The sequence below is a fragment of the Maribellus mangrovi genome, assembly GCF_037646455.1.
GTDB classification, from domain to species: Bacteria; Bacteroidota; Bacteroidia; order Bacteroidales; family Prolixibacteraceae; genus Draconibacterium; species Draconibacterium mangrovi_A.
The window spans coordinates 1,948,519-1,961,761 of record NZ_JBBIXN010000001.1 but is presented as its reverse complement, the minus strand read 5'-3'; the positions used below and the strand labels follow the sequence as shown (position 1 = coordinate 1,961,761).

At 41.4% G+C, this 13,243-nt stretch carries 10 protein-coding genes; 3 read left to right on the top strand and 7 right to left on the bottom strand.

Annotated features, from left to right (window positions below):
- Window positions 1–540: 540 nt before the first annotated feature.
- The 7 genes from WFY05_RS07615 to WFY05_RS07585 all read right to left on the bottom strand — a co-directional run bounded on the left by WFY05_RS07615 (window position 541) and on the right by WFY05_RS07585 (window position 8,395).
- The gene (locus WFY05_RS07615; RefSeq protein WP_340112178.1) at window positions 541–1,050 is read right to left on the bottom strand and encodes an OmpH/Skp family outer membrane protein; all 510 of its coding nucleotides are present in this window, start codon (window positions 1,048–1,050) and stop codon (window positions 541–543) included.
- 105 nt (window positions 1,051–1,155) lie between these two features.
- Window positions 1,156–1,533, bottom strand: coding sequence for a hypothetical protein (locus tag WFY05_RS07610; RefSeq protein ID WP_340112177.1), 378 nt, complete (start codon window positions 1,531–1,533; stop codon window positions 1,156–1,158).
- A gap of 46 nt (window positions 1,534–1,579) precedes the next feature.
- On the bottom strand, window positions 1,580–2,332 hold the full coding sequence (locus tag WFY05_RS07605; protein WP_340112176.1) for a LytR/AlgR family response regulator transcription factor: 753 nt from the start codon (window positions 2,330–2,332) through the stop codon (window positions 1,580–1,582).
- A gap of 1 nt (window position 2,333) precedes the next feature.
- Window positions 2,334–5,345, bottom strand: a complete 3,012-nt coding sequence (locus tag WFY05_RS07600) for a sensor histidine kinase (RefSeq protein WP_340112175.1) — start codon at window positions 5,343–5,345, stop codon at window positions 2,334–2,336.
- Window positions 5,346–5,790: 445 nt separating this feature from the next.
- Window positions 5,791–6,501, bottom strand: coding sequence for a LolA family protein (locus tag WFY05_RS07595; protein WP_340112174.1), 711 nt, complete (start codon window positions 6,499–6,501; stop codon window positions 5,791–5,793).
- 68 nt (window positions 6,502–6,569) lie between these two features.
- Window positions 6,570–7,238, bottom strand: coding sequence for a ferredoxin--NADP reductase (locus tag WFY05_RS07590; protein ID WP_340112173.1), 669 nt, complete (start codon window positions 7,236–7,238; stop codon window positions 6,570–6,572).
- A gap of 53 nt (window positions 7,239–7,291) precedes the next feature.
- Window positions 7,292–8,395, bottom strand: coding sequence for an Sb-PDE family phosphodiesterase (locus tag WFY05_RS07585; protein WP_340112172.1), 1,104 nt, complete (start codon window positions 8,393–8,395; stop codon window positions 7,292–7,294).
- 197 nt (window positions 8,396–8,592) lie between these two features.
- Here WFY05_RS07585 and WFY05_RS07580 point away from each other — a divergent pair, with 197 nt between their 5' ends.
- From WFY05_RS07580 to nagB, 3 genes are all read left to right on the top strand, one after another.
- Window positions 8,593–9,813: an ROK family transcriptional regulator gene (locus tag WFY05_RS07580; RefSeq protein ID WP_340112171.1), complete on the top strand. Its 1,221-nt coding sequence runs from the start codon at window positions 8,593–8,595 to the stop codon at window positions 9,811–9,813.
- 95 nt (window positions 9,814–9,908) lie between these two features.
- A complete protein-coding gene (locus WFY05_RS07575; RefSeq protein WP_340112170.1) occupies window positions 9,909–12,206 on the top strand; it encodes a glucosamine-6-phosphate isomerase in 2,298 nt (765 codons plus the stop codon).
- A gap of 31 nt (window positions 12,207–12,237) precedes the next feature.
- Entirely contained in the window at window positions 12,238–13,017 is a 780-nt protein-coding gene (gene nagB, locus WFY05_RS07570) for a glucosamine-6-phosphate deaminase (RefSeq protein ID WP_340112169.1), read from the top strand.
- Window positions 13,018–13,243 lie beyond the last annotated feature (226 nt).

Below are 13,243 nucleotides of genomic sequence, written 5' to 3'. Positions count from 1 at the left end.
TTCCCTGCATCTACCCTTTATGCACAAATACAAGGAATGATATATTTTGATCACCTCCTGAAATTCGGCGCATTATAGTGTACCTTTTCAATGTTTTGCTCTAGTTGCGCCGATTTTGTGTGGTTATTAACCCCGGGCGACATTCACCCCGAGTGCTCGGGGTCATTCTGCCCGGGGCTGAATGATTAAGGACTTTCAGCCCTACAAAACGGCAACACTTGTATTTTAGATTTCTTTATAAGCAAGAAATTAGCACTGAAAGTGCGTTATATGATAGCCCAGGCCAAAGTAATTCAAAAAATTACGACGGCCTGGGTTAATATAGTATGATGTAACTCGTCCGGAGAAAAAGGCTGATCGAAGCTTAAGGGCTGTTCCGGACGAAAATGGAGCAGAACCTCACAAAGAGGTGTTTAAAGGGTAGTGTTAACGAAAGGAGAGACTGGAGAGAGAATCAATGGAAAAATAAAAATCTTTACTCCTATGGATGTGAATCCTTTGATTTAAACCTGAAATCTCCAATCCAATGTTCTCAGTTAATTATTTATTCAATTCTTCGAGAACCCGGGCGGTAATATCTTCGCTATCGGGCGAAATGTAAGCTACTGTACCTGCACTTATATCGAGAACATAGGTAAACTTATTTTCCTGTGCTATTTTCTTAATGGCACTGTTCACCTCGTCGTAAACAGGTTGTAAAAGTTGTATGTTGTGTTGACGGATCTGCTGTTGCGCGGTTTGATTGAAGGTTTGAATTTTCTGCGACAATGCCAGCAACTCTTCCTGTTTTGTCTTTCGCATAAAATCGGAATAACCGGCACTTTCCGCTTCAAAAGTCTCCATTTTTTCCTGCTGTTCCTCAAGCATTTCGGTATAAATGTCTTCCATGTCTTTGGCTTCTAATTCAATAACGCCATGAATGCTGTCGGTATCCGGATGTTTTTGCACCAACTCCTGCACATTTACGTGGCCGATTTTTAACGTGGATTGGGCAAATAGTGAATTCCAGGCGAAAAACAGCATCAAAACAAGTAAAATTCTTAATCTCATATTGCGCGATTTTGTTTGTGTCAAATGTAAATCAAGGAAAAGGGGTGATGTTTTAAGAAAAGTTAAAAATGACCGGTACAGAAGTTAATAATTAAAAAAGTGAAATTACTTTTTCATTCCAGGAGTTGGACGATGCAGTAGCATTGGATTTTTTATAAAATACTCCACTGAAGAATCGGGAACTGCTATTGGCATGTTCCAACCGGGTAGTGCATTCCCATAACCGAGTATTGGCATATTATCGTAAGGCGATCGGAAAATACCTGTTGAGAATTTATTCTTGGCCCCGGTCTTATTCTCCTGATTAAAATTGAGCATCTCTGGAGGTGATAGTTTAAACGACAAAAACTGATTGGAATCAACGGCAGCAAAGTCAGGTTGTTTAATGGATTCTATATTCTTTAACAGTTCCAGGGTTTCGGTATTCTGGCTCATACCTGCGAGGCTAAAAAACACAAGCAATATGGCGATAGATCGTCTCATTGTATTTTAAAGTGTATATAAAATTACGAAGAAAATTTGGGGCTAGCTAAGCAATGAAAGTTTTTAACTTTTCCATAACGGTTTCTCTTCTTCGTCGTGAGATGGCAACACTTTCACCATTCGATAGTTTTAACGCGCCACCGTCAGTTTTTATGAATGCCGTAACGTGCTTCAGGTTTACCAAATGCGACTTGTGTGTTCTAATAAATTGGTAATCCTTCAACAAATCTTCAAATTCAATTAGCGTTTTCGCAACCAGCAATCGCTCATTATTCTTCAGGAAAATATGCGTGTAGTTCCCTTCTCCCCGGCAATGGATTATACTGGCAACCTCTATAAATTCGATCCGGTCGCCTGTTGGCAGGCCAATTCGCGGATTCTCCGGCTGGTTCAGATTGCGGTACAGCTCCTGAATTCTTTTGTTCTCTTCCTTGCGCTGCAAGCGGTCGGCAACTTTCTCTACCGCCGATTTCAAATCATTTAAATTGATGGGTTTTAAAATGTAATCGACTGCAGAAAATCGGATGGCTTTAATCGCATAACTGTCATAGGCAGTTACAAAAATCACTTCGAATTTTATTTTAGGCATACGTTCAAGCAGCTGAAATCCATTGGCGCCGGGCATTTCAATATCTAGAAAAACCAGATCTGGTTTTAGTTTATTAATTCGTTCAATGGCAGTTTCAACCGAAGCAGCCTGAGCAAGGATCACAACTTCGGGGCAATTTTGCTGTAGGATCCCCAACAGGTTCTCGCGGCCGTGTTTTTCGTCGTCAACTATTATTGCTTTTATACTCATTTCAACGTTCTTCGGGAATCAGAATTTCGACCCGTGTTCCGGAATGATCTTCTAAATCTATAATTTTAAATTCATATTTCTCCTTGTTCTTCTCCTGAAGTATTTTGAGGCGTTCCTGAATCAGTTTCGAGCCTTTTCCGTTTTTTGATTTTGAAATTTCCTGTGCTGCTTCCCGCCCAATACCATTATCCTCAATCGAAATTTTAAGTTCTGTGCCATTTTGCTCAACTTCAATTTTTAGTTGCCGGTTGTCGGCTTTGTTTTGCAAACCATGAATGATGGCATTCTCCACAAATGGTTGTAAAATCATAGAAGGTACCATCGTGTTGTGTACATCCACCTGTTCATCAACAAGCAGCGAATAGTCAAACTCGAGGCGTAATTTTTCGAGGCTCAGGTATTGTTGAATCATTTCCAGTTCCTCAGCCAGCGACACCTCTTCTTTTTCCGAGTTATTTAACACTTTCCGGATCAATCCGGCAAAATCGCTTAAATACAAATGGGCCTCGTGGCCCTTGTTTTGCTGAACCAGGTTTTGCACCGAGTTCAAACTGTTAAAAAGAAAGTGTGGATTCATTTGCGACCGGATGGCTGTGAGCTCCAACTCTCGCAAACGCGTTCGTTGCTGTTCCGTTCGGAAACGCTGCCTGACGCGCCATTTCCAAACAATTAGAATTAACACCAATAGGATTAAGGTAATCACCAGTAAAAGGACAATAAACTGAAGCTGCGATTTATTGAGTTGTTTTTTTTCGGGTTGAAGGCTGTCTTTAGCCAAATCTATAATCTTGTCCGGCTGAGAGGAAGTACCAAGTAGTTTCCCGTTCCTGTCGTAGGCAATGTAATACCTGGAATTTTGGAGAAAAACGTCTGTTAATGTTTGTTCGTTGTTGATCAGCAAAAGCTGAGCTGCGATCGGCTCTGCCCGTTTAGTGTAATCGGCCCATTCTTTAAAGTTGCTACCTTCAGTTACCAGCACCACATTTAATTCCGGATTGTCTTCGGCTACCTTATCCCAATAATATCTTTCAATTGCACGATCAGAAGTAACGTAAAAAATGGTGGGTTTGTCACCAAAAAAATCTTTAAAGTAAACGACTTCCCCTTCCTGATTAAAAAACTTTTGCTCCGGACAGTAATTATCGTTTTGCCACTGCAAGCTGTTTTTACGAAGTTGTTTTACGGCCTCCAAAAACTCCTCATCGTTACAGATTCTGAGCATCAAATCCAGTGTTTCATCCACTTTTTTGTACATGTAAGGCCGGTCCTGATACAACATTTCTTCGCGCCTGCTTAAATCTTCCTGGCACATTTGAACAACCTGGCTGTAGAACGGATGTCCAGCCAGTATTGCCCTTGCAAGTTGAGTGCGCATTTCAATATCACTGAAAAAATAGAATTTCAGATTCGAACCAGCGATTTTGTAGCCCCTTATCGCCAGCTCCTGCACCTTTTGCGACTTTTGAAAATAAAACATCAAATACGATCGTGCGAAATTCCTGGAATAAATACCATAATCGTTATAAACATCATTAAGTTTTACAGATTCGATGATCGATTCCATCTTTTCCAAATCCGTTTCATCCTCGTCGAACGCAAACATATATTTTAAATCGGAATGAATGTAATATCTTAAACGGGAGAGATCGACAAAAATTGAATTATATAAAAATGCCTTTAATTCATTAACGATAAATTGAACCACAGTTGTATCAGTATCCGACTTGTAATTTTCTGCGAAAGCGTCAATCTGATCAAGAGCAGCAACAAAATCTTTGTAACTGCTTTTGGTGTTGAATGATTGAAGAAAGTTGAAATTAACACGTTCGTTAAAGATATTAAAGCTTGCCCTGAAATCATTCAGCATTTTATTCTCGCTGCTAAAGTCGCCAAGGAAATCAATGTCCCAAGGAAATTCCTGACCTTTTGCGAAAAAGGATGATTCGCTTCCCGGCTCGGCGTAAAAGGCCAGCATTCGAGTGTGGTCAATGTAATTGTATCTCCCGATTTCGAGGAAAACCATTTCCGGGTGGTCAAGGGGAATATCAATTTGAAACGAATTGTTTTCGTCAAGAAAAACCATTTCCTGGCGCAATTCATTTCCAAAAGGCCGGTCGAGAAAGGCCAGTGTAACTGTATTGGTTTTAGGATTTTCAATCTTACCCGAAAGAATAAATCGGGCCGGAGCAATGTCACGAACTGATTTCAATACAATACTCTTTTCAAAATATTTATCCCCGTATCTCCTTGCCCTTGGAATGGTGTCAAATGAAACTGTCCTAAATTTTTTCAGGGAATTCATTTCCTTATCGATGATAATTTCACGTGAAAACAAACCGGGTGTTTTATCCCATCTTTTTGCTGAAAGGATCATCAAAGGTTTCGGAAATTCAAGTTTTATATCAAATTTCTCAGGATCGTTCAATTCATCTTTAAAACGATTTCCAGGAATACGAAACAGCGATTCAACCGACGCCGTTACTTCTTTCAAAACTTCTTTGTTAATGATTTCAACCCTTTCTTTTATTTGTTGCTGATCAAAACCCTGCTCCTTTAAAATACTATAAAATTCTTCAAGCAACCCGGAGCGATTAACCAACGTAACTTTGCTGCTGTCGAAATCAATGTTGTATTTGAACTGAATCCGGCACAAAAGTCCTTCGTAAAAATCAGGATATCGCCTGTCGTAAAAACCATCTACCAGTTCGGGGTACCTGTAATCTTTAAAAGAGGTAACATCCGAAAGCGGATCTTCAACGCTGTTACCAATAAATTCAACACTCAGGTAATTCTGATTATCTGCAGAAGACTTCTTGTATATCAGCTTTAGGGTCTGTTTTTTCAGAATCATTTCTGTCTTTTTACCCTCGTCGTCTTGCAGATAGTTCAGATCGCTGAATTCATAAATATATTCTTTCCCTATGGATGGAAACATTTTGAACACAGCCTCCTGAGAGAACGAGACGAAACTACTAAAGCATAAAATGAGAAAAAGTACGGTTGAAAGTTTCATAGCCATTGATTATTGGTAGCTCAAATTTGGCCGAAAAAATTCGAAATAAAAAGGAGGATTTATTAAACGGTTGATTTGGTTTATTTAGCGGTAATACCATTTGCGATGATGGTAATAAAAATTTCTTAAAGAGGGTTTTTCAAATGTTTCTTTGCAAGCTCGTGAAATCTCGAGAACTTGTAAAATCTTTAAATTTGGACAACGCGATGCCAAAATTTCAAATTATGAATCAAAGTCGTTTAGTTTAGGAAATCCAAATATCAATTTACCCCTAAATCCCCTGAAGGGGACTTGCCCTGCTCCCCTTCAGGGGTTGGGGGTAAAGCAAGGACAATACTTAACTAAACATCATTGAATTATGAATGATATTTATGGAATCCTATGAACATAAAAAAGGCGACCTGCAAAAACAGACCGCCTTTGTATCTTGAAATAAATGTCTTCTTTATTCTGCCGGACGGGCAAATACCGTATCATCGATGGCTTCGTCCAGTTTAATCTCTTCCATTACCATCGATTGGGTTCCCATTGGCGTTTCAATTTCCATTTTGCTGCCAATTTTAATCCCGTTAATGTCTTTGTATTCTGTGATCTTGGTTTCAATGTTCATGCTCTGACCCATCTGTTCTACTTTAGCTTTCACCTTTGAGATCAGGTACGAATTGGCATCGATATAATAATCCTTTACGGTACCATCGGCGTTGGTAAACTTAATGCGATATGCTTCCTCGCCGTCGGCATTCACTTTTCCAATCAGTTCCGCAGAATGTCCTTTTTCCTTGTAATTGTACAATTCGCCTTCCAGGTCGGCCTGGTTCATGGCTTGTTTCAATTCAGCACCTTTCAGGTCAGTAACGCCGCCGCCAACCATCGGATTGATCATCCAGCCGTTTTCGCCGTCGTATCCCTGAACGATTTTCTGGCCCATCGCTTCAGTATCAATTCTGAATTTATTGGGCTTTTTCATTTGCATCGTCATGGGCATTTCCATTCCCATCATACTCAGTTTAGCTTTTACATAAAATGTTTTAACGGCAGCAATTTTATCCTGTCCGGCGGCTTTGTAATGTTTTTCGAGTACTTCGTCGAGTGTCTGTGCCTGCGCTGCTACAAATGCAAAAAGCACAAGGGCGGTTAAAATGAAGGTTCGTTTCATTGTTGTTGAATTTAAATTGAAATTATAGCGCCAAGTTAAGCATAATATGTTTTGAAGCAAATTCGTATCTAAAAATAAATTTCGCCGAGAATGTTTTCGTACGGAACACCATTTTCAATTAACAAATCGCGTACTTCCACCACCATCAGGGCTTTCCCGCACAAATAATATTTTACATCAGGAAGTTCGTTTAATCCTGCAAGGTAATCGCTTACGCGGCCCGGCACCACGTCGCACGACGATTCGCGCGAACAGCAACGTACATAATTATCGCCCATCGCCCACTCCAGGTCATCTTCAAAATAAAACTGGTTGAGGTACGACACTCCATGGATGAGTTTTTTATTTTCGCCAAGCCCCGACCGGAACATGCTGTAAAAAGGTGCTACTCCGGTTCCAGTAGCAATCCACCACGCTGGCTCCCTTGTTCCCAGGAAACCTCCGTATGGCTCGGAAACCAGAATCGTATCGCCCGGAATTACAGCCGAAAGTTTCGGTGTTAAATAACCATCCTCTTTTATGTTGAACAGAACACGGATCTCGTCTTCCTGATTTCCACTGCAAATGCTGTATATTCTCGGTGCTTGGATTTTGTCGACAGCAATTTTTACCACCTGTCCCGGTACAAAATCAGACGAACGCTTGAAGGAAATCACGTGAACCCCGGGCGAAATTTCTTCGTTATTGGTGATCTCGCGTTCAAAAAGAGGCAGCTCCTTTCGTTTCTGTTTTGCCATTTTTATGAGAAAATGTTTTCGAACTAAACCCCGTACAATAGCTTTTGTTTAAACTATAAATTCTTAAAAGATAAGGTTACGATCAGGTTTTCATCGGAAGCTGTAAACATATTCTTAACCGAGTAATACAGGTTGATCTCACCCGTTTTTGCAATTTCTTCGGAGTTGCCGTTTAAATTTAATGGTGTTACATGATGCGCTTTTAAAGTTAACGATTCCGGCGCATCAAGACCAACACCCGGTTGCACCAGAACCAGTTCGTAATCTACATCTGAATTATTAGTAATATTCACCACTTTACTTGTTCCGTTTGTCAGACGTAACGGAGCGTCGCTATATTTCAGGGAAGAAAAAAATAAGGGCTCGAGCAAAGCCGACTTTCCCATCAGTGTATTGTTGAAATAAACTGCAGTTCGTCCGCTGAATAAAGCTTCTTTAATTCCTCCTTCAGTTCGGCTTTTGGCAAATACAAGGGTTAACGGACGGTGCCCGTCATTCACATCCATTGGCCCGTGCACATCGGAATTGGCAAACATGGTCAGCTTTTTTTCGTTGGCCCAATCAATGGCTTCAGGATAATATTCGCTGGCATTGTATACTTCTATTCCATGTAACATATTATTGTTGAGCAGATACGTGTGCTCCTCAAACCAGAGTGTAGTATCGGGTTGCTGTGCTTTCCATCCGGGGTGATTCCACAACAGAAATGCGCCCTGATCGCGCGCTTCTTTTATGGCGTCGTTTACATCCTCGCGCTCCAGCAAATTGGCATTCGAAATGAACAAGGCATTTAAGTGTCCCGGTGGCATACTTCGGGTAATTTCAGCTCCGCGAACAAGCAAAATATCCAGTTGTCTCGCCAGAGGACTTGCAATCTCGAACGAACGGTTATGATCGGCCACCACATCTTTCGAATGCGGCCGGTATTCGATATGATCGGTTATCGATATGGCATCGAGCCCTTCGGCCCAGGCCTCCTCAACCCTGACTGTTGGCCACACTGTTCCGTCGGAGAAAACAGTATGCATGTGAAAATCGCACTTTAAGGTTTTGTAGCCGTTTATGTCGGGAATAGCAATTATGCGGCGCGACTGCGCTTCGGCCAACTGAAAAGTGAGCAAAACAGCAAGTAAAAAAACTACCTTTTTGAATCCCATATCAGACTAACTTTTATTGATTTTATCCTCACCTCAAATATCATTTAAAATATACAAGACGAAAAGTTAATTACATTATTTTTTTATGAATTACAAATCAATGATTAAATTTAGGATAAATATCGAGTATTTTGTAATTTTTTTAAAAAGATGCTTGTCTGTTTTGTATTTTATTCTGATTTTTACGATTTATTACTATGGAGAAACTATTTAAAAACGCAGTAAACCAAAGTCAGGCGGTTGAACAAAAAAAGATCGCCAACAAAAAGTACATCCTGCGATCGATCTATTTTAACGGGCCGCTTTCCAATTCGGAGCTCGCCAAACGCATTAAACTGAGTACCCCAAAAATCAACAGTCTTTTACTTGAAATGATAGATGAAGGACTGGTAAAAGAACTCGGAAGAGGCGATTCAAGCGGAGGAAGACGACCAAACATTTACGGACTTGTTGAAGATGGATTCTATGTCGTTGGAATTACCATAAACATTACCCGGACCATCATTTCCATTTTTAACAGTTGTAACCAGGAAGTTAGCGGGCCGCATTACTTTCCGATAAAAATGGAATCGGACCTTGATATTTTTAAGCTGGTAAGTGAGAAACTCGATGAAGTAGTTCGCGACAGCAACATCCCGGCAGATAAAATTCTGGTAGCCGGTATTGAGTTGCCCGGGTTAATCAACCTGGAAGAAGGAATTAATAAAACCTATTTCCCGGGTGTCGAAAATTTATTCGAAGAACTGAAAAAGATATTTGGAATACCTGTCTACTTTAACCACGATACCAAAGTCCGTGCATTTGCTGAACAACATTTTGGACTGGCCAAGGACAAGAAAAATGTGCTGATGCTGCAGGCCGACTGGGGATTGGGACTTGGAATTATTGTTAACGGGAAACTGTATTCCGGGAAATCAGGTTTTTCCGGCGAATTCGGACACATTCCGCTTGTCGACAACGGACCGCTGTGTGTATGCGGCAAACAAGGCTGTTTGGAAACAGTGGTTTCGGCAAAGGCCATCGCTCGCCAGGCCCGGGAAGCCATCCAGGAAGGAAAATCATCGTTGATTAAAGAGTTGATTCAAAACGATCTGGATAAAATTGATATTACTGTGGTCATCAAAGCCGCCAATGCAGGTGACCAGTTTGCCATTTCACTTTTTTCGGAAGTCGGGAAATGGCTGGGACGCGGAATTGCATTTTTGATACAGATTTTCAACCCAGAATTAATCATTATCAGTGGACAGGTAGCTGTTGCCAATCAGTTTATTATTGCACCCATTCAGCAGGCAATAAATACATACAGCAACCGGGATATCAGCAACGATTCAGAAATTAAATTTTCGGAATTGGGTTCAAAGGCCGGAACCATGGGAGCAGCAGCTTATGCACTGGAACAGCTTTCGAAAAAGAAATAATAAAGCCATAATGTTTGAAAAATTGTTCTGTGCCTGTTTATTGAATACTCGAAAATCAGAATAAAAAGATAAAGCTACGATTGAAAAGATTACTCATGAAACACAATTTAACAGCAGTTGAAGAAGCATTTTTACAAGAAACACAATTAAAGGAGATCTCAACCAAAACACCTTACATTGCCACAGAAAGTTTTCCGAAGCTGGGATTACTTTCGGCATTGAGCTTTCTGGAATGGGTGAGCAAAAATCCGCAAGGAGTTATAAGCCTTCCAACCGGAAAAACAGCACAGTACTTTCAGTATTACACGCGTTTTCTGCTCGATAACTGGGACAACAAAAAAGGGAAAGAATTACTGGAGAAATATGGTTTATCAGGGATTAAAAAACCCAGTCTAAGCGAACTCTCTTTTGTGCAGATGGGTGAATTTTTTCCCATTGATCCAGAGCAGCATAACAGCCTGTATAATTACGCAGTTAAACACTACATTGCTGAATTTGGACTCGACAAAGAAAAAGCGTTGCTGATTAACTCAGAAGAAATAAAACTGGCCGATGGAAAACATTTCTCGGAAGTATTCCCGGATAATTCCATTGACCTTTCGTTGCGCTACCGCGAGGCAAAAACGGCCCAGGAACAACTGCAAAAAGCATCGATCTTTAAAATTGATGACTGGTGTACACAGTACGAAAACAAAATCAGGGAAAAAGGTGGTATCGGCTTTTTCCTGAGCGGCATTGGTCCCGACGGACATATTGCTTTTAACACGCGTGGATCGGCTCATTTTTCATCGACACGACTGACTGAAACCAATTTCGAAACGCAAGCCGTTATAGCGGTTGACCTCGGCGGTATCGAAGTTTCAAGAAACCGGCTGGTGATCACCATCGGTTTGGGAACACTTCGGGCCAATCCGAAAAACAAGGCGATTATTTATGCAGCCGGTGAAGCTATAGCCGATGTCATCAAACATTCGGTGGAAAACGAACCCAGTGTTAATTACCCGGCCACTTCGTTGCAATGGCTCGAGAATGCACGTTTCTATCTGACCGAAGGAGCAGCCGTAAAACTCGAAGATGCCATTGACTGCTATTACAAATGTTCGCCCTGGAACCATCAGAAAACAGAGCGCGCAGTAATTGAGCTGTGCAAAAAAATAAACAAGTTCGGATCGAAACTGGAACTTGCCGATTTAAAAGCCGACAAGTACTGCAGCATGATTCCCGACCTGAACAAGGATACGGTTCAAAGCGTGATCGATTCCATTGAAGCAAAATTGAAGAAAGGAATGGATCACGAGCAAAACCAGGTGTATTACCATACCGGGCCGCACCACGACGATATTATGCTGGGCATTATGCCATCGACCAACCGACAGTCGCGCGATGCCAGTAACGAATTGCATTTTTCGGTAATGACATCGGGATCGAATGCGGTAACCAACAGTTTCCTGTACGACCTTCTGGTGGACACTAAAGATTTGCTTAACCAGGGAACAATCGAAATGATCAACTTCCCCGATTTCTTTAAAGACGGCTACAAATACAAGTGGGACAAGGACATTTATCACTACCTCGACAGCATTGCCGCTCAAAACGACGAAGAAAAACGACGGGGTGTTTGTCACCGTACGGTAAGAGCGCTGGTTACCATCTGGAAGGTGAAAAACCAGGACGAACTTCGCGAGGCGATTTACGAAGTACTCACTATCCTTAAAAACAGTTACGACGGTGGAATCAATCCTCCAAAAGTTCAACAGTTGAAAGGAATGATCCGCGAATTTGAAGAAGAACTGGTTTGGGCCCACTACGGAATTATGGTGAAAAACGTTCACCACCTGCACCTTGGTTTTTACCGCGGCGAGTCGAATTACGAAAATGATGTGCTCCCCATATTGGAAGATTTCAGAAAATATAAGCCAACGGTAATCAGTCTGGCGATGGATCCGCAGGGAAGCGGTCCGGATACGCATTACAAAGTATTACAGGCAACTGCCAAAGCGGTTGAAGCCTGGAACAAGGAAGAAGACCTGAGTAATCTGCGCATTGTTGGTTACCGTAACGTTTGGTTCCGTTACAATCCGTGGGATGTTGAGGTACTGGTGCCGGTTTCGCTGAACTCGCTGGCTACGCTCGAAAAATCGTTTAAAGAATGTTACATCACACAGGTAAATGCTTCGTTCCCAAGTTATCAGCACGATGGTGCATTTAGCGACCTGACGCAGCGTGTTTGGGTTGAACAACACAAACAGATCCAGTTGCTGCTGGGTAAAAACTATTTTTACCAGAACGAATCGCCCTTGTTGCGTGCCACTCACGGAATGATCTATCACCGCGAACTTACGGTTGAACAGTTTCTTGAAGAATCGCAGAAACTGGGTAAAGCCATGGAATAACAACCAAGAAAACGCTTCAAAAAAATTAGTAATGAGATTAATAATACAGAACAACTACGACGAACTCAGCCGCTGGGCTGCAAATCATATCGCCGATCGCATCAACAAATTTCAACCAACTGCCGATAAACCATTTGTACTTGGCTTACCAACCGGATCGACACCGATCGGGACTTACAAAGCCTTAATCGAGCTGAATAAAGCCGGGAAGGTTTCTTTTAAAAATGTGGTAACCTTTAACATGGACGAATACGTTGGCATTGCCGAAGATCATCCGGAGAGTTACCATAGTTTTATGTTTGAGTACTTTTTTAGTCATATCGATATTCAGAAAGCGAACATTCACATCCTGGATGGAAATGCAAGCGACCTCAATAAAGAGTGTGAAGAATATGAAGCCAAAATTGCAAGCTTTGGCGGAATAGAACTTTTTATGGGAGGTATGGGCGCCGATGGTCACCTGGCTTTTAATGTTCCGGGTTCGTCGCTGCAATCGCGCACGCGTTTGGTCGATCTGAACTACGATACCATTATGGCCAACTCGCGCTTTTTTGAAAACGACCTGACAAAAGTGCCCAAACAAGCACTAACGGTTGGTGTGCAAACAGTACTCGATTCAAAAGAAGTGTTGGTTCTTGTTAACGGATATAAAAAAGCCCGTGCCCTGCAAAATGTAGTTGAAAACGGCATGAATCATATGTGGACACTTTCAGCATTACAGGCCCATTCGAATGGGATTATTGTTTGCGATGAAGAAGCTACTATGGAACTAAAAGTAGGTACGGTAAAATACTTTAAAGAAACAATTTAAACCCGTTATACCTTAGTAAACAGCAAACTGCCCTGACAATAATCGTCAGGGCAGTTTTTGATTACGGATAATCCCGAATTGATGTGTTAAAACACGCGACGAAAATACATTATTCTTTGTTCAGAAACAACATGTTTTATGCGCAAGATTTATGGTTTTTTTAGCTAAGGATTGGAGGCTCGAAAGGATTATTTCGAGTGCAGATTTTGTTTCATGGGTTTTACGA

Coding starts and splice junctions, on each gene's coding strand:
- WFY05_RS07585 (WP_340112172.1), bottom strand. CDS start 8,395: ATGGGATTCAAAAAGGTAGTTTTTTTACTTGCTGTTTTGCTCACTTTT.
- WFY05_RS07615 (WP_340112178.1), bottom strand. CDS start 1,050: ATGAGATTAAGAATTTTACTTGTTTTGATGCTGTTTTTCGCCTGGAAT.
- WFY05_RS07600 (WP_340112175.1), bottom strand. CDS start 5,345: ATGAAACTTTCAACCGTACTTTTTCTCATTTTATGCTTTAGTAGTTTC.
- WFY05_RS07605 (WP_340112176.1), bottom strand. CDS start 2,332: ATGAGTATAAAAGCAATAATAGTTGACGACGAAAAACACGGCCGCGAG.
- WFY05_RS07580 (WP_340112171.1), top strand. CDS start 8,593: ATGGAGAAACTATTTAAAAACGCAGTAAACCAAAGTCAGGCGGTTGAA.
- WFY05_RS07575 (WP_340112170.1), top strand. CDS start 9,909: ATGAAACACAATTTAACAGCAGTTGAAGAAGCATTTTTACAAGAAACA.
- WFY05_RS07595 (WP_340112174.1), bottom strand. CDS start 6,501: ATGAAACGAACCTTCATTTTAACCGCCCTTGTGCTTTTTGCATTTGTA.
- nagB (WP_340112169.1), top strand. CDS start 12,238: ATGAGATTAATAATACAGAACAACTACGACGAACTCAGCCGCTGGGCT.
- WFY05_RS07610 (WP_340112177.1), bottom strand. CDS start 1,533: ATGAGACGATCTATCGCCATATTGCTTGTGTTTTTTAGCCTCGCAGGT.
- WFY05_RS07590 (WP_340112173.1), bottom strand. CDS start 7,238: ATGGCAAAACAGAAACGAAAGGAGCTGCCTCTTTTTGAACGCGAGATC.